The following is a 22,025-nucleotide window of genomic DNA, read 5'->3' as shown; positions in this document are numbered from 1 at the left end:
TCGGCCTGGCGCCTACGCCGGCCAGTCGTCGAACGGATTGCTCCAGCCCACCCAGACACCGGGGCCCTGCGCCATTTCTTCGTCTGTCAGCAAGCACTGCGCAAATCCCGCGCGCAGCGCCGCTTCGTCCATCCCGACACCGATCAAGACCAATTCCTGGCGGGCATCCCCTACCCCATCCATCCAGTGACGCTGTATCAGGGCCAGAGCTTCCGGGTCCTGCGGCCACTGTTCGGGCGGCATGGCGGCCCACCAATAGCCAGCCACCTGCTGCCGCGCCACAGCCCCGGCCTGTGACCAGGAACCTGCCAGCGCGGGATGGCTGGCCAGCCAGAAAAAGCCCTTGGCCCGCACCACGCCCGGCCAGCGCTGCCGCGTCCAGACATGAAAACGCTGGGGATGAAAAGGGCGGCGGGCACGATAAACGAAGCTGCCGATGCCGTACTCCTCGGTTTCCGGTACATGCTCCCCGCGCAACTCCCTCAACCAGCCTGGCGCCTGGGCGGCCTGCTCAAAATCGAACAGCCCAGTTTCCAGCACGCTGCTCAGAGGCACTTGCCCGAAACTGGCCAGCTCTATCCTGGCCCGAGGATTCAGGCTACGCAGCACCCCCAACAGGCGCTCACGCTCAGTCGCGCTGACCAGGTCTATTTTGTTCAGTACGATGACATCACAGAATTCCACCTGCTCCACCAGCAGGTCCACCACCGTCCGGCCATCCTCCTCGCCCAGCGACTCGCCGCGTGAATGCAGGCTGTCACGAGATTCATAGTCACGCAGGAAATTGCAGGCATCCACGACAGTCACCATGGTATCGAGACGCGCAATTTCCGCCAGGCTGCGTCCATCTTCGCCCTCGAAGGTGAAAGTTTCCGCTACCGGCAAGGGCTCGGAAATCCCCGTGGACTCTATCACCAGTTGATCGAAACGCCCCTCGCCCGCCAGACGCTGCACTTCCAGCAGCAAGTCCTCGCGCAAGGTACAGCAGATACAGCCATTGCTCATTTCCACCAGTTTTTCATCCGTCCGGGACAAGGCCGCGCCACCCTGGCGCACCAGATCGGCGTCGATGTTGACCTCGGACATGTCATTGACAATCACCGCCACACGGCGACCCTCGCGATTATTCAGAATATGGTTCAGCAATGTCGTTTTTCCCGCCCCCAGAAAACCGGACAACACGGTGACTGGCAAGCGTTTCTGCAATTCCGGCATGATGCAATTTCCTTGAAAAATGCCTCGGTCATAGACATGAATTCATGAAGACACGGAGACATGGCCGACGGATGCCAGCGTCATTCCGCTGTGCAATCCGTCAAATATAAAATGATATAACATATCAAATTATCAGGAAACCTGACCAGCTTTCCTCGCCTGGCTGCCTGACCCGGCATTGCCTTGGCAGGCAGTACGGCAATAGGCATAGACCCAGGCAATCGGCCATACAGGCCGCAGACGCCGACACAGACGCGGCAGTCCCCTCGCCGCTTGAATGCCGCGCGGACGCCTGGCTGCCAATCGGGGACGCGCAGCATAAGCGCGCCGCCCTCCTCCTCTTACCGGTGCTGGACAAGCGCCTCATCGGCCAGCCGGTCTAGCCACATGCCGATCACGCGGCGCGCAGCCTCTTTCAAATCGGCGCCATAACGCTGCGCTTCAGCCCGCAATACACAAGGATCCACCCCTGCCTGCGCCAGCTCACTGCAATGGCCGACAAGCCAGCGCTCGATCTGGCTGGCATCGGCTTCCAGGTGGAACTGCAGCCCCAACACCGCATCGCCCACCGTGTACGCCTGGTGCGCGCAAAGCGCCGTCCCTGCCAGCAGGGACGCGCCAGGGGGCACATCAAAACGGTCACCGTGCCAATGCAATACCGGCACCCCCTGCAAAAGGGCCAATACCGAACCCTGCCCCGCAGCCGTCAGTGTCAGCGGGCCGAAGCCGATTTCCTTGCTCTCCATGGGAGCAACCGCAGCACCCAGTAAACGGGCGATCAGCTGCGCCCCCAGGCAGATCCCCAGCACAGGCCGGCCACTGCGGATACGTTGCGCCAGCCAATACAGCTCATCGACCAGAAAGGGATAACGCTCTTCATCAAATGCACCCAGCGGGCCGCCGAGGACAACGACAAGATCGCAGGCGTCCGCAGGCACCTGCGACAGATCATCCACGGCAGGGTCGAGGTAGTGCAGATGAAAGCCGCGCTCATGCAACAAGGCTTCCAGCGTGCCCAGGTCTTCAAAATGAACATGGCGTAGCGCCACTACTGTCTTCATGTCACCTGCTCCAGTTAAGAGTGAAATCCGGCGCCGATCGCCTGCATGGCTACCTTCGCTATCCAGCCCAGACACAAGGATAGGCCCGCATTCATGGACAAGGCGTTTCCTGATCTGCTAAATTTGACCCATGACAAATTATAAATTGACTTAGTACAAATAGAAATCACAGGACATACTGCGCGGCCAATTTTTCAGCATGGCAGCTTGCCCCCGCAGGAACCGCGAAAAAATCAATGAACAACCGGTATTCGCAAGGTAACAGCCAGACACGGCCCGCAGCATCGGATGCCGGCAAAGCCATTCGTTGGCGGGCGAGCATAAAAAAACCGGGAGCCGCCCAGATAGGGCGGCTCCCGGTTATTCAGGCCGGCGCAACATCACCGGCCAGCAAGCTGGAATCAGCTATGCGCGGCAACGCGCGGACGCATCATGTTTTCAGGCTTGAGCACTTCTTCCAGCACATCGTCGGCCAGCAGCTTTTCTTCGCGCACCAGCTCCAGCACGCCACGGCCAGTTTCCAGGGCCTTGGCCGCAATGCGCGTGGAATTTTCGTAACCGATGAACGGATTCAGCGCCGTGACCAGGCCAATGGAGTTTTCCATCAATTGACGGCTATGGGTGGCATTGGCAGTGATACCGACAATGCACAGCTCGCGCAGCATATCCATGGAACGGGCCAGCAGACGTTGCGACTCGAACAACTTGTACGCCACCAGCGGCTCCATGACGTTCAGCTGCAGCTGGCCGGCTTCGGCGGCCATGGTAATGGCCACATCATTACCGATGACAGCAAAGGCTACCTGATTCACCGCTTCGGGAATCACGGGATTGACCTTGCCCGGCATGATGGAACTGCCCGGCTGGCGCGGCGGCAGATTCAGTTCTTGCAGGCCAGTACGCGGGCCGCTGCCCAGCAGGCGCAAGTCATTGCACATCTTGGACAGGCGCATCGCCAGGCGCTTGAGCGCCGACGACAGCATCACGAACGCACCCATATCGTAGGTCGCCGCAATCAGGTCACGCGCCGGGCGCATGGCTTCGCCACTGACGGCAGCCAAGCGTGCCACGGCCAGGCCTGCGTAATCCGGGTGCGTGTTGATGCCGGTGCCAATGGCGGTGCCGCCCAGGTTCACGTCATACAACAGGCGCTTGGCATCCTGGCGCAGATAATCCGCATCATCGGCCAGCGTGCTGGCGAATGCGTGGAATTCCTGCCCCATGGTCATGGGCACGGCATCCTGCAATTGCGTGCGGCCCATCTTGAGCACATCAGCCAGTTCGCCCGCCTTGCTTTCCAGCGAATCAATCAGGCGATCCAGGCTGGCCACCACCGACTGCTGCTCCAACAACAGGCCCAGACGGATGGCCGTCGGGTAAACGTCATTGGTGGACTGCGACATATTGACGTCGTTATTCGGGTGCAGATGGGCATACTCGCCTTTCTTGCGCCCCATGAACTCGAGGCCGATATTGGCCACGACTTCGTTCATGTTCATATTGGTCGAGGTACCGGCCCCGCCTTGAATCATATCGACCGGGAATTGATCGCTGAATTCACCGTTCACCACACGCTGGCAGGCATGCACGATGGCTTCGTGACGGTCGTCCGCCATCTGGCCCAGGGCATGGTTGGCATCCGCGCAGGCATGCTTGACCATCGCCAAGGCCCGGACGAAGGAGGGATAGTCGGACAGCTTGGTACCGGACAAATTGAAGTTTTGCACGGCACGGTAGGTCTGGATACCGTAATAGATGTCTGCTGGCACTTCCAGGTCGCCAAGCAGATCATGTTCAAGGCGTGTTTCCATCTCGTCTTTAATGATTGCAGATAAACACGGGAACGGCGGATCCTCATCCCCCCTTCCCACTTCCGATTCCGGCCTGAACGGCTTCATCCTGGCCGCTCAGTCAGCCACACGGGAGACGCAGCGCCTCCTGGGCACTGCCGTCAAAGCCATTGCGTCTGTCCGCGCATCCTTTTGGGAAACAGACAAAAGCAACGACTCGATACGGACGAGACCCGTCCCGCCTGGCCAGGCTGGTGATAGAAAAACCACAAATGTGAAACGCCCCCGGAAACGGGTTCTTCGATCTCTCGCAGCTGAAACGGCAACATGGCTTCAAGCACGCTGCACAACGCCGGAGAGTGGGGGAAACGGACTGACGAGGTCACAGAAGCGCCAGACGAGGCACCCCATGCGCAACCAGGAAATCGCGCAGCCGCAATACGGCAGGCAAAAAAATCAGTCTGATATAGCCCAGCACGCCGATGCGGTCAGCGGACAAACTTGAGGGATCGAAATTTATCGTAACACGCTGAGCCGGAAAATCTCCAGGCCATGCCCTGTTTGCGGCCCTATTTTTTTGTGCCGCACAGGAAAAATCAACACGACTTGACAGGCCTGTCGGAAAAACCCCCATCAGAGGCAGGAAATGACCAGCCATTCCGCGCCATGCTGATGCCGCCCACGAACATCGCAAAAAACAGGTACGCACTCATGATGCAAATCCGCACAGTCTGTCGGCAGATGTCAAATCCGACCAACATCCGGCTTGCTTACTTTTCATCTGGCAGTAGAATAAAGAGGTGCGCCAGAGCGTCAGGGCCTGCAGTTCCTGCTTGCCAATACCGCCTGCTGCGCCACCCTACGACAGGAATCGACTTGGTTACTTCGTCCAACAAACGCCAGCTCTCGCCGCGCCTCGCGTGGTGGGTGCATATCTGCAAACGCGAACGATGGCCTCACGCCGCCGTTTCCGCGTGGGCCTGCTCACGCCGCTGAGACCGCCTTTCCGGCGTTTGTTTTCCATTTCCGCTGCTTACTGACAGACATCGCCCCTGGCCTCGGTGCCGGTATCCCCATGGTTTGCGGGATCCGACATTGATCACATCGGGGGATGCATGCCGCATGCGTGAATGGATTCTTGGAATTTTCTGCCGCCCGGCCGCCTAATCCCTGCACAGGCCCGGTGTTGGCGGAGCAATGGAGTCTGACCATGAATACCTCCCGTCCCGTGCTTTCGCTCAAACCACAACCCGCCCCTGCTAGTGATGCCCCGCAACCGGAAGTTTCGGTTGATTGCTCGCAATACCAGCAACCCGATGCCAGCGGCCACTTCGGCCCCTATGGCGGCAGTTTCGTCAGTGAAACCCTGGCCCAGGCTGTCGCGGAACTGCGCGATGCCTATCAGCACTACGGCCGCAGCCCGGCATTCATCTCTGAATTCCGCAACGAATTGGCACACTACGTCGGGCGCCCGTCCCCGGTTTATCACGCCCGGCGGCTGAGCGAGGAATCCGGCGGCGCGCAGATCTTCCTCAAGCGTGAAGACCTGAACCACACCGGTGCGCACAAGATCAACAACGTCATCGGCCAGGCTCTGCTGGCCCGGCGCATGGGCAAGCCGCGCATCATCGCTGAAACCGGCGCGGGCCAGCACGGCGTCGCTACCGCTACCATCTGCGCCCGCTATGGCCTGGAGTGCGTGGTCTATATGGGCAGCGAAGATATCCGCCGGCAGATGCCCAATGTCCAGCGCATGAAACTGCTGGGCGCGACTGTAGCCAGCGTCGAATCCGGCAGCCGGACACTCAAGGACGCCATGAACGAGGCTATCCGCGATTGGGTCGCCAACGTTGACCGCACGTTCTACCTGATCGGCACCGTGGCGGGCATGCATCCCTACCCCATGATGGTGCGCGACTTCCAGAGCGTGATCGGCAAGGAGTGCCGCGTGCAGATGCCCGACATCATGGGCAGCCTGGGCCTGGGCCGGCGCCAGCCGGACGCCGTCGTTGCCTGCGTGGGCGGCGGCAGCAATGCCATCGGCATCTTCCACCCCTATATCAGCGAAGACCATGTCCGGCTCATTGGCGTGGAAGCGGCTGGCCTGGGCCTGGACAGCGGCCGGCATGCCGCGTCTTTGCAACGCGGCAGCCCTGGCGTGCTGCACGGCAACCGCACCTATATCATCCAGAATGATGACGGTCAGGTCATGGAAACACACAGCATCAGTGCCGGGCTGGATTACCCAGGCGTTGGCCCGGAACACGCTCTGCTCCATGATATCGGCAGAGTGGAATACGTCGGCATCACCGATGAGGAGGCCTTGCACGCCTTTCACTACCTTTGCCGGGCCGAAGGCATCATCCCGGCCCTGGAGTCCAGCCATGCGGTGGCCTACGCGCTGAAGCTGGCGCGTGAAATGCGCCCGGATCAGGCCATCCTGGTCAACCTCTCCGGGCGGGGCGACAAAGACATGAATACCGTCCTGGAGCACATGGCAGCGACCTCCCCCGCCTGATGCCCCTTCCGGGCCACACCTGTCCGCACCTGGCGCTTGCCCGGCGCGGAGCCCCCACGCAGACGGCAGCCAGACCCTATGGCTGCCGTCTGCGTCCTTCCTGCCCGCCTAATAGCCCAGCATCCGGGGCAGCCATAGCACCAGCTGCGGCACAAACGTACACAGCAAGAGCAGCAACACCATGAACAGGCTCAGCATGACGGCCCAATACGTCGTGGACTCCAGGGACGTCCGGGCGATCCTGGCGGTGACCACCAGGTTCAGGCCTACCGGCGGCGTGAACTGCCCGATCGCAATGTTGATGACGATCAGGATACCGAACCACACCGGATCCCATTGGAAATAATTCATGATGGGAATGAACAAGGGCAGGAAAATGAAGAAGATCGAAATGCCGTCGATGAACATGCCGGCGATCAGCAGCACCAGGTTGATCATCAACAGCAAACCGATCTCTGAACTGACCGACGACACCAGCGCCCGCGCCAGATGATCGAAGGTGCCCAGCGCATTGCTGGCCAGCGAAAAGACCGACGCCAGCGCCAGGATGATGAGAATGATGGCTGACAGTTCGCAGGCTTCAACCAGTACCCGATACAGCACACGCGGCGTCAACGAGCGATAGACCAGGACACCGACGATCAGGCCATAGAATACCGCCAGCACTGCAGCTTCCGTCGGTGTCACCAGCCCCGTGCGCATGCTGCCCAAAATCACCACAGGCGCCATCAAGGCCCAGATGGCTTCACGCAGGCTGGCCCAGAACGGCGGCCGCACATCGTCCTGCTCGGTACCGATCTCATGGTGCCGCGCCAGCCAGACCGAACCGCCGATCAAAAACAGGCCGGCCAGCACCCCCGGTATCATGCCTGCGGCAAACAGGGCAGGCACGCTGGCCTGGGGCACCAGCATGCTGTAGATCACGAGCGCGATCGAAGGCGGAATCAAGATATCGGTCGATGCGCCCGCCCCCACGACGGCGGCGGCAAAGCCCCGCGGATAGGCGGCACGTATCATCTGCGGAATCATCACGGCCCCGACCGCTGACGATGCCGCCGGGCCAGAACCGGAAATCCCACCCAGTATCATCGCCACGATAATCGCCGTCGCGGCCAGCCCGCCACGCCGCGGGCCCACGATGGAAGCCGCGAAGCGCACCATGGACGCGGCAATCCCGGCGCGCTCGAACAGCACACCGGCCAGAATGAACATGGGAATGGCCAGCAGCGGATACTTGGAGACGCTGTTATACACATTCATCGGCACCGACAGCATGCCCAGGTCGGCAAAAGCCACCACCGCCGTCCCGGACAATCCCAAGGCCACCGCCAACGGTACTCCCGTCGCCAGAAACAACAGGAACAGCCCAAACAGAATAAAGCCCAGAGTGTCGTAGCTCATGGCCGCCCCAGCCTCAATGCCGCCCGCAGCGCCTGCAACTGCCGCAGGATGATCAGGCAGGAAAATATCGGCACAACCGAGGTGTACCACCATTGCGGCACCCCCAGCCCTGGCGAGACCAGGCCACTGTCGTAATCATCCAGCCACGCCAGCGCCCCATACCAGGCCAGGATGGCGAACATCACAATGCCGCACAACAGTGCGTAAATCCGCTGCCAATACTGCACGCGCCAGGGCATGCGCTCGACCAGCGCTAGCATGGCCAGATGCAGGCCGCGCGAGAATGCCGTAGCCGTCCCGATGAAGGTCATCAGCACGACCAGAAACACGGAAATCTCTTCCGTGAAAGCAAAAGACGCATTGGTCAGATAGCGCGTCAACACATTCAGCAAGGTAATGACGCACAACACGGCCATGATGCCGGCCGCCAGCGCCTCTTCCACATGGAAACCGCGATGCGGCTCGGCCGAGTCCGGCGCATCCTTCGATGGTTCAACTGACATAACTCCAATCCAAACAAAACCAGCCGCAGCAGCGGCTGGTTGTCTTGCGGAACATCCCCGACCGACGCCGCTGCCCGGCGGGCAGCGGTTCATCAGCGGCTGGCTGCCACTTCCTGCTGGGCCTTGCGCACCAGATCCTCGCCGATGGTCTTGGACCACTTTTCGACGACCGGCTGGGTGGCCTGTGCAAACGCCGCTTTCTCCTCATCGCTGAGAATCGTCACCTGTACGCCCTGCGCAATCGCCTGCTGAATCAAGGCGTCGTCGCCAGGGCTCACGCCTTTGCGGGTATCGGCGATTTCATTGCGTGCCGCGTCCAGGGCGGCCTGGCGCACGATCTCCCGATCTTCCGGCGACCAGCTTTCCCAGGCCTTGGCCGACACAGCGAAGACCAGCGGATCGTTCACATAATTCCACTTGGTCAGGTAGGTCTGGCCCAAGGTATGCATCTTGGCCCCGACGAACAGGGAAATCGGATTCTCCTGGCCATCCACCACGCCGCTTTGCAGCGCCGGCTGTGCATCGGCAAACGTCATCTGCGTCGGATTGGCGCCCAGCGCGGTATAGATATCATTGAAAATCGGCGATCCCACCACCCGGAACTTCAAACCCTTAAGATCATCCGGCTTGCGGATTTCATGTTTGGAGTTGCTGATCTCGCGAGCGCCGTTCTCGCCCCAGGCCAGGGGCACCACTCCGCGCTTGCGTACGATCTCGAACAGTTCGTCAGCGACTTCGCCACTGGTCAAGGCGTCGAAAGCCTTGTCATCCGGCACCAGGAATGGCAACAGGAACAGGTTCAGTTCCTTGACATGCGGCGACCAATTGATCACGGACGACACATTGAAATCAATCCCGCCTTGACGCAACGCCGTGAACTCACGCGTGGTTTCCCCACCGACCAGCGAAGACCCCGGATACCACTTCACGTTGATGCGGCCATCGGTGCGCTCATTCACCAGGCGTGCCCACTCCTGTGCGCCACGCCCTAACGGGAAGGCTTCATTGACATTGGTGGAAAGGCGGTATTCCGGTTTGTAATCCGCCGCCACGGCAGCGCCGGCGGCACCAAAGAACAGGGGCAAAACAACGGCCGGCAGGGCCGCGAGACGAAACAGCGACGTCATGATGAGATCTCCACGCGGGAATGATTGAGCAATGCAGTCACCGCCGCACGGATCTTGCCGGCGTCGATGCGTGATTCGTTTTCCAGTACCGGGGCATAGCCCACGGGAATGCGCGGCGCGCCCAGGCGGCGCACCCTGGCGCCGGTATGTTCAGCGACCGTCGCCGCCACTTCAGCGCCAAACCCAGCCACCTGCACTGATTCATGCACGACCAGCACATGCCCGGTACGCGCGGCAGACGCCAGGACGGCCTCGCGGTCCCAGGGCCAGATGGTGCGCAGGTCCAGCACCTCGGCGCTGATGCCTTCGGCCTCCAGTTGCGCGGCGGCCTCGGCGCAGGCCAGCACCTGCCGCGACCATGACACCAGCGTCACATCGTTGCCTTCCCGCACCACGCGTGCCTTGCCCAGCGGCACAATTTCCCCCGGCACGACCGTTCCGGTACTGCCCCACAACTCCTTGTGCTCCATATAGATCACCGGGTCGCCAGAGGCGAGCGAGGCGTGCAGCAGGCCGTAGTTGTCTGCCGGTGTGGCTGGCGTGACCACCGTCAAGCCGGGAATATGTGCAAACCAGGCTTCCAGCGACTGGGAATGCTGCGCTGCCGAAGCGCTCCACAGCCCGATAGGCATGCGCGCCACCAGGCCAACCCGGCCCTGCCCGCCGAACATGAACCGATTCTTGGCGGCCTGATTGACGATTTCATCAATCGCACAAAGCGCGAAGTCCACCACCCGCAACTCCACGACCGGCGTCACCCCCGCCAGCGCCATACCAACCGAGGCGCCAACAATAGCCGCTTCGGAAATCGGGGTATCGACAATGCGGTGTTCGCCAAAGCGCTTGGCCAGCGGCTGGTTGTCCGTATCCCGATACTGCCCGAACACGCCGCCGCGCCCCAGGTCCTCGCCCAAGGCGACGATATTCGGATCGGCGTCCATCGCTTCGCTCAAGGCCAGCGCAGCCGCTTGCGCATAGCTCAGATTCCGTGCGCTCATCGCCACACTCCTTCACCTGTCGTCGTGATATCCGTATAGGCGTCTGCGACGCCGGGGAAAGGATCGTTCTGTGCCGCTGCCAGTGCGGCGTCGATCTCCGCATGCGCTTCGGCCTCGATACGCTCCGCTTCCCGCAGCAGGCCGCGGGCCTCCAGGCGCTGGCGCGCACGCAGCAGAGGATCCCGGGCCAAAGCAGCCGCCACATCTGCCGGGTCGCGATAGGTTCCCGGATCCACGGAAACATGCCCCTTGTGCCTATCTGTCAGCGCATGCAGCAGACGCGGACCCTTGCCGGCACGGATCTCTTCAATCCATTCCGCCGCCGCCTGCGCCACCGCCTCGACATCATTGCCATCCACTTTCCGTGCCGGCACGCCCAAGGACTGCGCCCGGACGCTGGCGCCTTCGCCGCCCGTCATGGGCGCACTCGCCGTCGTCGCAGAAATGCGGTTGTCTTCGCAAACAAACAGAACAGGCAATTGATACACCACCGCCCAGTTCAGGGATTCCAGAAATGGGCCGCGATTGATTGCGCCATCGCCAAAGAAGGCCACCGCAATGGCATCCACGCCGCGCAGCTTCAAGGCCTGCGCAGCACCCACGGCAATCGGCAACCCCGCCGCCACGACGCCATTGGCGCCCAGCATACCGACGGAGAAATCCGCAATATGCATGGAGCCGCCCTTGCCTTTGTTGTAGCCCGTGGACCGGCCGAACAATTCGGCCATCATGCGTTTGCTGTCCGCCCCTTTGGCCAGCGTGTGCCCATGGCCCCGGTGCGTGGAAGTCAGCAGATCCTGCGGCCGCAAATGGGCGCATACGCCTGCTGCCACCGCCTCCTGGCCCGTGGACAGGTGCAGGGGGCCGCGCACCAGCGCAGGTTTGCTCGACTCGGACAAGCCCCAGGCCTGCACCCCGCCCTGGCTGGCGACCTCGGCCGCATCCTCAAAGGCACGAATCCGGACCATCGTCCGGTAAAGCTCCAATAACTCTGCCATACACCCGGTGTTTCATAACCAATGGAATTAAATCCATTCCATTTCAATTAGAAAATGGAATGAAGCCGGGATTAACAATAGCAGTCGCCATTTATGAACAAAACGAATTTTGAATTATGTCTATATATCAATTCATCCGATTAACCAACATTAAAAAATGGACAAATAACAAATCGGGATATTCAAATCAAAAAACAAATACAATATTTATTTATGCAAAAAATTAAATAAAGCCGCCCATAAAAAAACCGGCCTTAACGTCTCAAGGCCGGTTCGCAATGCCGTCAGTGTTTACGCTCTGGCGCGATAAAAGCACTTCCACAATACGGCTGCCGTCACACCACAAATAGCCATCGCCAGCGTCATGGGATAGGCCGTGCCATTCTGCGTGGCGGCCACCAGGCTGCTCACGACAAAGGCAAACGTGAATTGCAATACGCCGATCAGCGCCGAACCGCTGCCGACATGCTGCATGCTGGCACTCAAGGCCACTGCCGCCGCGTTGGCGCCGATGAAACCCAGGGTGCTGATCGTCAACCACAAGGGCACGAACAGCAAAGGCAGGCTATGCAGGCTGACTGCCAGTACCGTGCAGATACCGGCAAGGGCATTGACCCGCAGCGCCCAGGCCAGCAAATGAGCCGGCGGGTGGCGGCGCAACAAGCGGCGATTGATGGATGCACCAACAATCAAGGCGCAGGCGATGGCCGCAAACAGCAAGCCATAGGTCTGCTCGTCTGCGCCGTGCAATTGCATGAAGACAAAGGGCGAGCCGGTAATGAAGGCAAACATGCAGGCTTGCGCCATGCCGCCCAGTATCGCTGGCACCACAAAGCCTCGCATTGTCAGCAAGCGCCCCCAGGTCAGGAACACGCCCCCCAGGCTGACGCGGCGGCGGGCCGCAGGCGGCAGCGTTTCCGGCAGATAGCGCCAGGTCAGCATCCAGCAGGTCATGCCGAACAACAGCATGATGATGAAAACGGCACGCCAGCCAGAATGCGTCACCACAAAGCCGCCAATGATAGGGCCGAGAATCGGCGCCAGGGTCACGATGGCCATCATGAGCGACAAGGCGCGTGCGCTTTCCCGGTCATCATACAGATCACGGATGATGGCACGCCCGATCACCATTCCCGCCGCACCGCCCGCTGCCTGCAGAAAACGCAACAGCATGAACACACGGATATCCGTCACCACCAGGCACAGCAGGGTAGCCAGCACATACAGGCTGATTCCGATCATCAAGGGCCGTAAACGGCCATAGCGATCTATCATCGGCCCATACACTGCCTGCCCGCAGGCCAGCCCAAGAAAGAAGACCGACAACGAGCCCTCGATGCCACCTTCGGGCACCGAAAAATATTTTTCCAGCAAATGAAAGGCTGGCAAATACATATCCGTCGCCAGCGGCGCGAATGCCGTCAGCATGGCCAGAATCACGATGATGCCGCCGGAAGATACCGCTTGTTTTTGCCTGTTTATTGGCTCAGCCATTGATTTTTTTCCTGATTGAAACGACAGGCGCCAGCCTCTCGGCTGGCGCCCCTATACACATGACCATGATACGGAGATATCGCCGCAGACGTAAGCCACAGCCGCCTGATGCCGGCCATGGCGACACAGACTGATTCTGCCTGCCCCGATGTTTCCGCCGTATGCAAGCCCCTGGCGCCCAAGAAACTGTCACTGCGTTACGATGCAACACTCCGCCACTCACTGCCGGCACCGGCGGGCCGGCCCGCCACCCTGGAACCACGGCATCATGTCACCCACCGTCGCCAGCTACTGCTATCTGCTGATCGCCATCGTCGCTGAAGTCATTGCAACCTCCACGCTCAAGCTCTCCCAGAGTTTTACCCGGCCCTGGCCCAGTCTCGTTACCATACTGGGCTACGGCATCGCCTTCTATTGCCTGTCACTGACACTGCGCACCATGCCGACAGGCATTGCCTATGCCATCTGGTCCGGGCTCGGCATCGTGCTGATTTCGCTCGTCAGCTGGCTGTTCTTCAAACAATCGCTAGATCTGCCCGCGGTGCTCGGTCTTGCACTCATCATTGCCGGCGTCCTGGTGATCAACGTCTTTTCCAAAAGCATCGCCCACTGAACGTCGGGGATGAGCGGTTCCGGCGCCGCGTAGAGCATGTGCGGCGTCAACGCTAAACGGCTATCCCGATCGGCTGATAGCCTTGCCAGGCTGGCATCGCCGGCCGGCCATCGGGGTTCTCGCTCACATGGATATGCCAGCCGTTCAGTTCACCCAGCATCAGGCAATCGTCCACATCCTTGAGATTGTCGCGGTGCTGGTGCCCCATGCCAGTCAGCAAACAGGCCATCGCCCTCCGTTTGGCGGCGGCGGCATCCGCTGCCACGAACAGCCCGTACTCATGCTGTTCGGCCAGGGTATCAGGTCGATAGCCGCCCACATTCACGAAGAAAAGCCTGGGCTGCGCTGCAGCCGGCGGCTCGGGACGGAGGCAGATATCGTAGCCATCCGCCCATTCGATCACGCTGTAGCCATCCACATGGATCTTGTCCGGATCCCCGAACCACGCGGCACGCAATAGCGGCCAGGCCGCTTCGGGCTGCGCCACGGCAGCGAACTGGATATCGTGAACCTCGATATTGGAACGACCGGCATTGCCGCCGATATAGAACATGAACAGCTGAACCATTTGTCTCTACCCCGGATGATGAATGGCGCGTAGCGTATGTGTGCCGGCCAGACCTGCCCAAACGAAACCACATCCAAATGGAAAAGCCGGCGCCTGTAAAAACAGGAGCCGGCTTCTTGACCTCTGCCTGGCATCAGCCGCTTGCCATCAGGCCAGCAGACGCGCCAACAGAGAATTGCTGGATGGCCCAGACCGGCACTTGGCCGGCATGAGCCGCCGCCTTATTCGAACGGTACTTCTCCGACTGCTTGCGCAGCACTCTCGCCGGGCTCGGATTCATCGACTTTTTCCCGAAGTTCCTTGCCCGCCTTGAAATGCGGAACCTTTTTGCCGGGAACCATCACGGGCTCGCCGGACTTGGGGTTGCGGCCCACACGGGCCGCACGCAGGGACAGGGAAAAGCTCCCGAAGCCCCGTATCTCGATGCGCTGACCCGAGGCCAAAGCCTGGGTCATGGCATCAAGGACGGTCTTGACCGCATAGTCTGCATCCCTGGCGGCAAGCTGGGGATAGCGTGCCGCCAGAATGGCGATCAATTCCGACTTCGTCACCGCGTCTTAACCGTTGTCGCGCTGGAGATCCAGCTTGGCCTTCAGCAGCGCGCCCAGGTTCGTCGTACCCGACGAAGCACTGGCTTCGGACATGCGCTGGATGGTTTCAGCGGTTTCAGCGTTGTCGCGAGCCTTGATCGACAGCTGGATCGAACGCGTCTTGCGGTCGATGTTGATGATCATGGCGTCGATGTTGTCACCAGCCTTCAGGGCGGTGGTTGCATCTTCGACACGGCCTTGCGAGATTTCGGAAGCGCGCAGGTAGCCTTCGACGTCCACCGACAGGGTCACGACAGCGCCCTTGGCTTCAACCGACTTGACGGTACCTTGAACCACGGCACCCTTTTCATAGGTAGCAACGTAGTTGTTGAACGGATCGCCTTCCAGCTGCTTGATACCCAGCGAGATGCGTTCCTTCTCGACGTCGATGCCCAGAACCACGGCGTCAACTTCGTCGCCCTTCTTGTAGTTGCGCACGGCTTCTTCGCCCGATTCCGTCCAGGACAGGTCGGACAGGTGAACCAGGCCGTCGATGCCGCCTTGCAGGCCGACGAACACGCCGAAGTCGGTGATCGACTTGATGGCGCCGCGAACCTTGTCACCACGCTTGAAGTTCGAGGAGAACTCTTCCCACGGGTTGGCACGGCACTGCTTCATGCCCAACGAGATACGGCGACGGTCTTCGTCGATTTCCAGGACCATGACTTCGACTTCTTCGCCCAGGGTGACAACCTTGCGCGGATCGACGTTCTTGTTGGTCCAGTCCATTTCGGAAACGTGCACCAGGCCTTCGATGCCGGCTTCCACTTCCACGAACGCACCGTAGTCGGTCAGGTTCGTGACCTTGCCGAACAGACGGGTGCCTTGCGGGTAGCGGCGGGCCAGACCGATCCAGGGATCTTCGCCCAGTTGCTTGACGCCCAGGGAGACGCGGCTCTTTTCCTGGTCGAACTTGAGCACCTTGGCTTCGACTTCCTGACCCACTTGCAGGACTTCGGAGGGGTGACGGACACGGCGCCATGCCATGTCGGTGATGTGCAGCAGGCCGTCGATACCGCCCAGGTCAACGAACGCACCGTAGTCGGTGATGTTCTTGACGATGCCCTTGACCACAGCACCTTCGTGCAGGGTTTCGAGCAGCTTCTGACGGTCTTCGCCCATGGTGGCTTCGAGCACGGCGCGACGCGACAACACGACGTTGTTGCGCTTGCGGTCGAGCTTGATGACCTTGAACTCCATGGTCTTGCCTTCGTACGGCGTCGTGTCCTTGACGGGACGCAGGTCAACCAGCGAACCCGGCAGGAAGGCGCGGATGCCGTTGGTCATGACCGTCAGGCCGCCCTTCACCTTGCCGGTGATGGTGCCGGTGACCAGTTCATTGTTTTCGAGCGCCTGCTCCAGTTGCAGCCAGGCCGACAGGCGCTTGGCGCGGTCACGCGACAGGATGGTGTCGCCGTAGCCGTTTTCGAGGGAGTCGATCGCGACGGAAACGAAGTCGCCCGGTTGGACTTCGACTTCGCCCTGATCGTTCAGGAACTCTTCCAGGGGGATCAGCGCTTCGGACTTCAGACCGGCGTTGACAACGACGAAATTGTGGTCGATGCGCACGACTTCAGCGCTGATGACCTCGCCGGAACGCATGTCCTGGTTCTGGACGCTTTCGGCAAACAGATCGGCGAAGCTACCGCCGGCTTGAATAATGGAAGAATTGGCAGACATTGAGAATCCACAGCGGCCCGAAGGCCGTTTGTTACACGCCCGGCAGGGGATCAGCCGGCCAGGCGGAGTTCACGAAAAGCCCAGGCGACCCTTGCGGCCCCTAGGCAACGATTTCGGACCAAAGCTGCAATATGGCCCGGGTGGTTTCCTCGGCCGTCCAATCGGACGAATCGAGGGTAATAGCATCCTGCGCAGCCACTAGCGGCGCCACGCTGCGATGGGTATCGCGCGCGTCGCGCTCGCGCATGTCGCGCAAAATATCCTCTAGATTAGCAGAAATCCCTTTGTCACTCAACTGCTTAGCCCTGCGTCTTGCACGTGCCTCGGCGCCGGCCACCAGGAATATCTTCAAGGGCGCGTCGGGAAACACGATCGTGCCCATATCGCGACCATCGGCGACCAGGCCGGGCGCGGTGCGAAAAGCACGCTGGCGCGCCAGCAACGCCTCACGCACGGCCGGCAGCGCAGCAATGCGGGAGGCCCGATTCCCCACCGCTTCCTGGCGGATGATTTCCTCTACCCGCTGCCCCGCGAGCCAGATTGCGCCTTGCTCGAAGCGCACATCCAGATTCCGCGCGGCCTGCGCCAGCCCGTCCAGGTCTTCATCTGCGATGCCAGCCTGGTTGGCTGCCAGCGCCGTCAGCCGGTACAACGCGCCGCTGTCGAGCACCTGCCAGCCCAGCGCATCGGCGACAGCCTGGGCCACCGTCCCCTTGCCGGACGCAGTCGGCCCATCAATGGCGATGACAGGCGCCATCACGGGTTCAATCGCAGACGCGGACAAGCTTTCAGCCTCCGCCGGCTTGGCTCGGGAAATCGTCATAAAACAACACTCCTGCTACGCCACCAGGCGAGCATAGACATCGAAATAATCCGGGAAGGTCTTGCTGACGCAACCCGGATCCATAATGCGCACCGGTACCGGCCCGAATGCCGCCAGCGAAAAGCACATGGCCATGCGGTGATCATCCCAGGTGCCGATGGCGGCGGGCTGCCACTGGCCAGCCGCAGGCGGCACGACTTCCAGCCAGTCCGGCCCTGAGCTGGCCTGCGCGCCCAGTTTGCGCAACTCGGTTTCCATCGCATGAATGCGATCCGTTTCCTTGACGCGCCAGCTACCGATGTTGCGCAGGCGACACGGCCCGTCAGCAAACAAGGCCAATACCGCTGTCGTCATCGCCGCATCGGGAATCAGGTTGAAGTCCATATCAAAAGCGCGCAGGCGCTCGCCCCGCGCCACATTCACGCCCGAGGCCTCCATCCAGTCATCGCCACGCCGGATCGTCGCGCCGATCTGTGCCAGCGTATCGGCAAACCCGATATCGCCCTGCACACTGCGCGCGCCCACGCCTTCGACCCGCACCGGACCACCCCCGATGGCGCCCAGCGCCAGGAAATAGGAAGCGCTGGAAGCATCGCCCTCGACCAGATAACGGCCAGGAGACACATAGCGGCTATCGGCCGGGACAACGAAACTGGACCATCCGTCCTGCGCCACCTGCACGCCAAAATCAGCCATCATGGCCAGCGTGATGCCGATATATGGCTTGGAAATCAACTCGCCCGCAACGTCAATCCGCAAATCCCGGCGGGTACGCTGCACGTGCAGCGGCGCGGCCAGCAACAGCGCCGTCAGGAACTGGCTGGAGACATTGCCCTGCACACTCACCCGGTCTCTGTCCTCGCCTGCAACGCGCACCCCGATCTGCAAGGGCGGATAGCCGTCCTGGCCCAGATAACTCACATTGGCGCCCAGCACCCGCAAGGCATCGACCAGATCGCCGATGGGCCGCTCACGCATGCGCGGTACACCATCCAGGCGATAGTCACCGCCATGCAAAGCCAAGGCTGCCGTCAGTGAACGGAAAGCCGTGCCGGCATTGCCCAGGAAAAATTCAGCCTGCGACGCAGCGAAAGCAGCCACGCCATCCACAATGACCTCGCCTGCGCCCTGCTCCTGCACCCCCACGCCCAGGCCAGCCAAGGCATCCAGCATGACACGCGTATCGTCGGACGCCAGCACGCCGCGCAACTCGGTGCGTCCGGGCGACAGGGCCGCCAGCAGCAAAGCGCGGTTGGAAATGCTTTTGGATCCTGGCAGCGCCAAGCTGCCGCGCGCCTGGCTGACCGCAGGCAAATCAAGAAAATGTTCAGTCACTGCGTTTGCCCCCTGGTTGCCATGCGCGCCGCGCCTGCGCCGCCTCATCCAGCCACTGTTGCAAGGCCTCGCCATCGGCGTGCTCCAGCGCCGCCTCCAGGCGATCCAGCGTACGGCGCAGTGCCCGCAATTCGCTCTGCATGGCTGTTTTGTTCGAAATAAATACGTCCCGCCACATTTCCGGCGAGCCCGCCGCGATGCGGGTGAAATCCCGAAAACCGCTGCCTGCCAGCTCAAAGCGCAGGTCGGCATCCTCGCCGGCTTCCAGGTAATGCACATACGCCGCCGCCAGCCAGTGCGGCAAGTGGCTGACCGCAGCAAATACGCCATCATGACGGTCGGGCGTCATCAGCCGGGTACGCGCGCCGCAAGCCCGCCACAAACTGGCCACTTGCGCCACCGCCTGCGGATCATTCTCCGGCAACGGCGTCAAAATGACATTGCGGCCACGAAACAGGTCGGCATCCGCCGCCTGCGGCCCCGTGGCATGTGAACCGGCAATGGGATGCCCAGGAATGAACTGCGCGACTTTGGCCCCCAGGGCCTGGCGCGCCTGCTCGATCACATCGGCCTTGGTACTGCCGGCATCGGTCAGCACCGCCCTGGGCGACAAGTCATCACGCATGCTGCCCAGCACCGCGCCCATGGCGCTGACTGGCGTCGCCAGCAGGATAATGTCTGCTTCCCGGGCCGCTTCCGCAGGGGTGGCCACCGCGTCGATCAAACCAAGATCCAGGGCCTCATCCAGCGACTTGCGCTGCCGGCCCACGCCGAGCACCCGCCCGACCCGGCCCGCTGCGCGCAGCCCGGCCGCGAACGACCCACCGATCAGGCCGACGCCGACGACAGCCAGCGTCGCGCAAACGCCCGCCCCATTTCCATCCGCAGCATGCGGTGCATTCATCGTTGCAATACTTCCATCAAGGCGTCAAGGAAGCCCGCGCCGCGAACCGGCAGACAGAACGGCAGCGGGCGCGCCTGCCCTTCCGGCAATAAGCGCGCCCAGCCCCAAACAATCGGCCTGACCAGCCGCTGACACGGGCCTTGCATATCTCCGTGCCGACCTGGCCGGCACGCCTGGCATCAGAGCAATGGCTGCGCAGGATAGGAACCGAGAATCTTGAAGAAGGCAGCCCGTGCCTGCAATGCCGCCAGTGCGCCAGCAACATTCTCATCTTCGCGATGCCCCTGCACATCGACATAAAAATAATATTCCCACTGGCCGGTACGGGCCGGACGCGACTCGAAACGCGTCATGGAAACACCGAACTGCGCCAGCGGAGAAATCATGTCATAGACGGCACCAGCGCGATTCGGCACCGCAAATACCAGGCTGGTCTTGTCACTGCCACTACGGGCGGCATCGCGCTTGCCAATCGCGAGGAACCGGGTCCGGTTCTGCGCATCATCCTGGATTCCTGCTGCCACCACCCCCAGCTTCCAGACCTCAGCAGCACCTTCACCGGCTATCGCAGCGATACCCGGATCGCTTGCCGCCAGGCGCGCCGCTTCCGCATTGCTGGACACCGCATCACGCGGCAGGCCGGGATACTCCCGGTTCAGCCATTCCTGGCATTGCGCCAGGGCCTGCGGATGCGCCAGGATACGCGTAACCTTGGCCATGCCCTCACGTGCCATCAAACAGTGGCGTATCTGCAAGGAGTGCTCGCCCAGGATTTTCAGTGGCGAATGCAGCAACAAATCAAGCGTCCGGTTCACGGCGCCTTCGGTCGAGTTTTCGACCGCCACCATCCCGACATCCGCCTGCCCCGCTTCCACACAACGGAACACTTCATCGAAGTTGGGGCAAGGCACACCCTGGGCAGAATGGCCGAAATGCGTAAAGGCCGCCTGCTCGGAAAACGATCCTTGCGGCCCGAGATAGGCCACCGTCAGCGTCCGCTCCAACCCGCGACAGGCAGAAATGATTTCCGTCCAGATCGCAGACACGGCCTCATCCGGCAATGGCCCTTCATTGGCTTGCTGCAAGGCCCGCACGATCTGGGCTTCACGTTCCGGGCGCAGGACATGCCCGTCATCGCCCTTGGCGCCTGCCGCCTCTTTGACCTTGCCCACTTCCTGGGCCAGCTGCGCCCGGCGCGCAATCAAGCTGAGGATCTCTCGATCCACCGCATCAATGCCTTCACGCAGGGGCAGCAGTTTTGCAGCAAGCGACTCAGCCATGGCGACGCTCGAACTCCTGCATGTAGCTGATCAATGCCCGCACGCCCTCGATGGGCAATGCGTTGTAGATGGAAGCGCGCATGCCGCCCACACTCTTGTGGCCCTTGAGCTGCATCAAGCCCGCTTCCTTGGCCCCCGCCAGGAAGGCTGCATCCAGAGAGGCATCGCTCAATACAAAGGGAACATTCATCCGCGAACGCACCGATTTTTCCACCGGATTACGGTAGAACGAGGTGCCGTCCAGGTAGGAATACAGCAGCTCGGCCTTGGCGATATTGGCCTTTTCAATGGCTGCCACCCCACCCAGTTCCAGCAGCCACTTGCACACCAGCCCCAGCATGTAGATACCGTAGGTCGGAGGCGTATTGAAGCAGGAGCGGGCCTCGACGACGTTGGCATAATCAAATGCCGTCGGGCAGACAGGCAATGCATGGCCCAGCAGATCCTTGCGGACAATCACCACCGTCACGCCGGCAGGGCCGGCATTTTTCTGCGCGCCGGCATAGATCAACCCTGCGCGGGTCACATCCATGGGACGCGAGAGGAAATGCGAGGAAGCATCGACCACCAGCTCGGTGTCCGGCGCGCCCAGGCTGGCCAGCTCGGGCCAGTTCGCATACTCCACGCCGCCTATGGTTTCGTTGCTGCACAGATGCACATAGGCCGCTTCCGGCCGCACATGCCAATCCTGCGCCTGCGGCACCCAGGTCCAGGCGGCCTGCTCCACACCGTTCAGTACGGTGGCGCTGTCACTGGCCGCGGCAATCTGCACATCGCCATAGCGCTGCGCTTCCTTGAAGGACTTGCGCGACCACTGGCCGGTCAGCACGTAGTCTGCCGACATGGTGCCGCGCAGATTGATCAGGTTCATCGGCACGATGGCATTTTCCGCCGTTGCGCCGCCCTGCATGAACACCACACCGTATTCATCGGGAATGGACAGCAACGTGCGCAGATCGGCTTCCGCTTCATCGCAAATCTGGATGAATTCCTTGCCGCGGTGGCTCATTTCCATGACGGACATGCCACTGCCATGCCAATCAAGCATTTCCTCGGCAGCGCGCTTGAGCACCGCTTCAGGCAATACCGAAGGTCCTGCCGAGAAATTCCATGGTCTGGCCATTTCG

General features: G+C 61.3%; 20 protein-coding genes. 2 read left to right on the top strand and 18 right to left on the bottom strand.

Annotation, left to right across the window (positions count from 1 at the left end; all coding sequences use genetic code 11):
* Positions 1–12: 12 nt before the first annotated feature.
* From zigA to ACNA1V_RS04620, 4 genes are all read right to left on the bottom strand, one after another.
* Positions 13–1,215, bottom strand: coding sequence for a zinc metallochaperone GTPase ZigA (gene zigA, locus ACNA1V_RS04635; RefSeq protein WP_415832399.1), 1,203 nt, complete (start codon positions 1,213–1,215; stop codon positions 13–15).
* A gap of 341 nt (positions 1,216–1,556) precedes the next feature.
* On the bottom strand, positions 1,557–2,276 hold the full coding sequence (locus ACNA1V_RS04630) for a glutamine amidotransferase (protein WP_415832398.1): 720 nt from the start codon (positions 2,274–2,276) through the stop codon (positions 1,557–1,559).
* 401 nt (positions 2,277–2,677) lie between these two features.
* Entirely contained in the window at positions 2,678–4,087 is a 1,410-nt protein-coding gene (locus ACNA1V_RS04625) for an aspartate ammonia-lyase (RefSeq protein WP_415832397.1), read from the bottom strand.
* A 361-nt stretch (positions 4,088–4,448) separates the two neighbouring features.
* On the bottom strand, positions 4,449–4,724 hold the full coding sequence (locus ACNA1V_RS04620) for a hypothetical protein (protein ID WP_415832396.1): 276 nt from the start codon (positions 4,722–4,724) through the stop codon (positions 4,449–4,451).
* A 552-nt stretch (positions 4,725–5,276) separates the two neighbouring features.
* Here ACNA1V_RS04620 and trpB point away from each other — a divergent pair.
* Positions 5,277–6,584 (top strand): tryptophan synthase subunit beta, encoded by a 1,308-nt coding sequence (trpB, locus tag ACNA1V_RS04615; RefSeq protein ID WP_415832395.1) that lies wholly within the window; start codon positions 5,277–5,279, stop codon positions 6,582–6,584.
* A gap of 108 nt (positions 6,585–6,692) precedes the next feature.
* On the opposite strand, the gene ACNA1V_RS04610 is transcribed toward trpB, so the two are convergent.
* The 6 genes from ACNA1V_RS04610 to ACNA1V_RS04585 all read right to left on the bottom strand — a co-directional run bounded on the left by ACNA1V_RS04610 (position 6,693) and on the right by ACNA1V_RS04585 (position 13,105).
* Positions 6,693–7,985 (bottom strand): TRAP transporter large permease, encoded by a 1,293-nt coding sequence (locus ACNA1V_RS04610; RefSeq protein ID WP_415832394.1) that lies wholly within the window; start codon positions 7,983–7,985, stop codon positions 6,693–6,695.
* Positions 7,982–8,488: a TRAP transporter small permease gene (locus ACNA1V_RS04605; RefSeq protein ID WP_415832393.1), complete on the bottom strand. Its 507-nt coding sequence runs from the start codon at positions 8,486–8,488 to the stop codon at positions 7,982–7,984. Before ACNA1V_RS04605 ends, ACNA1V_RS04610 begins: the two co-directional genes overlap by 4 nt.
* Before the next feature lie 92 nt (positions 8,489–8,580).
* Entirely contained in the window at positions 8,581–9,615 is a 1,035-nt protein-coding gene (locus ACNA1V_RS04600) for a DctP family TRAP transporter solute-binding subunit (RefSeq protein WP_415832392.1), read from the bottom strand.
* Positions 9,612–10,613 carry an alpha-ketoacid dehydrogenase subunit beta gene (locus tag ACNA1V_RS04595; RefSeq protein ID WP_415832391.1) on the bottom strand — a complete coding sequence of 334 codons (1,002 nt, stop codon included), beginning with the start codon at positions 10,611–10,613 and terminating at the stop codon, positions 9,612–9,614. Before ACNA1V_RS04595 ends, ACNA1V_RS04600 begins: the two co-directional genes overlap by 4 nt.
* Positions 10,610–11,611 carry a thiamine pyrophosphate-dependent dehydrogenase E1 component subunit alpha gene (locus ACNA1V_RS04590; RefSeq protein ID WP_415832390.1) on the bottom strand — a complete coding sequence of 334 codons (1,002 nt, stop codon included), beginning with the start codon at positions 11,609–11,611 and terminating at the stop codon, positions 10,610–10,612. Before ACNA1V_RS04590 ends, ACNA1V_RS04595 begins: the two co-directional genes overlap by 4 nt.
* Positions 11,612–11,902: 291 nt before the next feature.
* Complete coding sequence (locus ACNA1V_RS04585) at positions 11,903–13,105, bottom strand: multidrug effflux MFS transporter (protein ID WP_415832389.1); 1,203 nt, start codon at positions 13,103–13,105, stop codon at positions 11,903–11,905.
* Positions 13,106–13,373: 268 nt separating this feature from the next.
* Between ACNA1V_RS04585 and ACNA1V_RS04580 the strand changes: the two genes are divergently transcribed.
* On the top strand, positions 13,374–13,718 hold the full coding sequence (locus ACNA1V_RS04580) for a DMT family transporter (protein ID WP_415832388.1): 345 nt from the start codon (positions 13,374–13,376) through the stop codon (positions 13,716–13,718).
* A 52-nt stretch (positions 13,719–13,770) separates the two neighbouring features.
* On the opposite strand, the gene ACNA1V_RS04575 is transcribed toward ACNA1V_RS04580, so the two are convergent.
* The 8 genes from ACNA1V_RS04575 to serC all read right to left on the bottom strand — a co-directional run bounded on the left by ACNA1V_RS04575 (position 13,771) and on the right by serC (position 22,021).
* On the bottom strand, positions 13,771–14,286 hold the full coding sequence (locus ACNA1V_RS04575) for a DUF1543 domain-containing protein (RefSeq protein WP_415832387.1): 516 nt from the start codon (positions 14,284–14,286) through the stop codon (positions 13,771–13,773).
* Between the two features lie 221 nt (positions 14,287–14,507).
* Complete coding sequence (locus tag ACNA1V_RS04570; protein ID WP_415832386.1) at positions 14,508–14,837, bottom strand: integration host factor subunit beta; 330 nt, start codon at positions 14,835–14,837, stop codon at positions 14,508–14,510.
* A gap of 6 nt (positions 14,838–14,843) precedes the next feature.
* A complete protein-coding gene (gene rpsA / locus ACNA1V_RS04565; RefSeq protein WP_068366260.1) occupies positions 14,844–16,556 on the bottom strand; it encodes a 30S ribosomal protein S1 in 1,713 nt (570 codons plus the stop codon).
* A gap of 100 nt (positions 16,557–16,656) precedes the next feature.
* Positions 16,657–17,313 carry a (d)CMP kinase gene (gene cmk, locus ACNA1V_RS04560; protein WP_415832423.1) on the bottom strand — a complete coding sequence of 219 codons (657 nt, stop codon included), beginning with the start codon at positions 17,311–17,313 and terminating at the stop codon, positions 16,657–16,659.
* A gap of 81 nt (positions 17,314–17,394) precedes the next feature.
* Complete coding sequence (gene aroA / locus ACNA1V_RS04555; protein ID WP_415832385.1) at positions 17,395–18,714, bottom strand: 3-phosphoshikimate 1-carboxyvinyltransferase; 1,320 nt, start codon at positions 18,712–18,714, stop codon at positions 17,395–17,397.
* On the bottom strand, positions 18,707–19,618 hold the full coding sequence (locus ACNA1V_RS04550) for a prephenate dehydrogenase (RefSeq protein WP_415832384.1): 912 nt from the start codon (positions 19,616–19,618) through the stop codon (positions 18,707–18,709). Before ACNA1V_RS04550 ends, aroA begins: the two co-directional genes overlap by 8 nt.
* 179 nt (positions 19,619–19,797) lie before the next feature.
* Positions 19,798–20,898 carry a prephenate dehydratase gene (pheA, locus tag ACNA1V_RS04545; RefSeq protein ID WP_415832383.1) on the bottom strand — a complete coding sequence of 367 codons (1,101 nt, stop codon included), beginning with the start codon at positions 20,896–20,898 and terminating at the stop codon, positions 19,798–19,800.
* Positions 20,891–22,021 carry a 3-phosphoserine/phosphohydroxythreonine transaminase gene (gene serC / locus ACNA1V_RS04540; protein WP_415832382.1) on the bottom strand — a complete coding sequence of 377 codons (1,131 nt, stop codon included), beginning with the start codon at positions 22,019–22,021 and terminating at the stop codon, positions 20,891–20,893. Before serC ends, pheA begins: the two co-directional genes overlap by 8 nt.
* Positions 22,022–22,025: the final 4 nt, after the last annotated feature.

It is taken from the genome of Kerstersia similis (assembly GCF_965139615.1).
GTDB classification, from domain to species: Bacteria; Pseudomonadota; Gammaproteobacteria; order Burkholderiales; family Burkholderiaceae_B; genus Kerstersia; species Kerstersia similis.
The sequence above is the reverse complement of the archived record's forward strand: the minus strand, read 5'-3'. Positions and strand labels throughout refer to the sequence as shown.

What these genes read in the sequence shown, in the direction of transcription:
- zigA (WP_415832399.1), bottom strand. Translation starts at nt 1,215, where the DNA reads ATGCCGGAATTGCAGAAACGCTTGCCAGTCACCGTGTTGTCCGGTTTT.
- ACNA1V_RS04630 (WP_415832398.1), bottom strand. Translation starts at nt 2,276, where the DNA reads ATGAAGACAGTAGTGGCGCTACGCCATGTTCATTTTGAAGACCTGGGC.
- ACNA1V_RS04625 (WP_415832397.1), bottom strand. Translation starts at nt 4,087, where the DNA reads ATGGAAACACGCCTTGAACATGATCTGCTTGGCGACCTGGAAGTGCCA.
- ACNA1V_RS04620 (WP_415832396.1), bottom strand. Translation starts at nt 4,724, where the DNA reads ATGGCTGGTCATTTCCTGCCTCTGATGGGGGTTTTTCCGACAGGCCTG.
- trpB (WP_415832395.1), top strand. Translation starts at nt 5,277, where the DNA reads ATGAATACCTCCCGTCCCGTGCTTTCGCTCAAACCACAACCCGCCCCT.
- ACNA1V_RS04610 (WP_415832394.1), bottom strand. Translation starts at nt 7,985, where the DNA reads ATGAGCTACGACACTCTGGGCTTTATTCTGTTTGGGCTGTTCCTGTTG.
- ACNA1V_RS04605 (WP_415832393.1), bottom strand. Translation starts at nt 8,488, where the DNA reads ATGTCAGTTGAACCATCGAAGGATGCGCCGGACTCGGCCGAGCCGCAT.
- ACNA1V_RS04600 (WP_415832392.1), bottom strand. Translation starts at nt 9,615, where the DNA reads ATGACGTCGCTGTTTCGTCTCGCGGCCCTGCCGGCCGTTGTTTTGCCC.
- ACNA1V_RS04595 (WP_415832391.1), bottom strand. Translation starts at nt 10,613, where the DNA reads ATGAGCGCACGGAATCTGAGCTATGCGCAAGCGGCTGCGCTGGCCTTG.
- ACNA1V_RS04590 (WP_415832390.1), bottom strand. Translation starts at nt 11,611, where the DNA reads ATGGCAGAGTTATTGGAGCTTTACCGGACGATGGTCCGGATTCGTGCC.
- ACNA1V_RS04585 (WP_415832389.1), bottom strand. Translation starts at nt 13,105, where the DNA reads ATGGCTGAGCCAATAAACAGGCAAAAACAAGCGGTATCTTCCGGCGGC.
- ACNA1V_RS04580 (WP_415832388.1), top strand. Translation starts at nt 13,374, where the DNA reads ATGTCACCCACCGTCGCCAGCTACTGCTATCTGCTGATCGCCATCGTC.
- ACNA1V_RS04575 (WP_415832387.1), bottom strand. Translation starts at nt 14,286, where the DNA reads ATGGTTCAGCTGTTCATGTTCTATATCGGCGGCAATGCCGGTCGTTCC.
- rpsA (WP_068366260.1), bottom strand. Translation starts at nt 16,556, where the DNA reads ATGTCTGCCAATTCTTCCATTATTCAAGCCGGCGGTAGCTTCGCCGAT.
- cmk (WP_415832423.1), bottom strand. Translation starts at nt 17,313, where the DNA reads ATGGCGCCTGTCATCGCCATTGATGGGCCGACTGCGTCCGGCAAGGGG.
- ACNA1V_RS04550 (WP_415832384.1), bottom strand. Translation starts at nt 19,618, where the DNA reads ATGAATGCACCGCATGCTGCGGATGGAAATGGGGCGGGCGTTTGCGCG.
- pheA (WP_415832383.1), bottom strand. Translation starts at nt 20,898, where the DNA reads ATGGCTGAGTCGCTTGCTGCAAAACTGCTGCCCCTGCGTGAAGGCATT.
- serC (WP_415832382.1), bottom strand. Translation starts at nt 22,021, where the DNA reads ATGGCCAGACCATGGAATTTCTCGGCAGGACCTTCGGTATTGCCTGAA.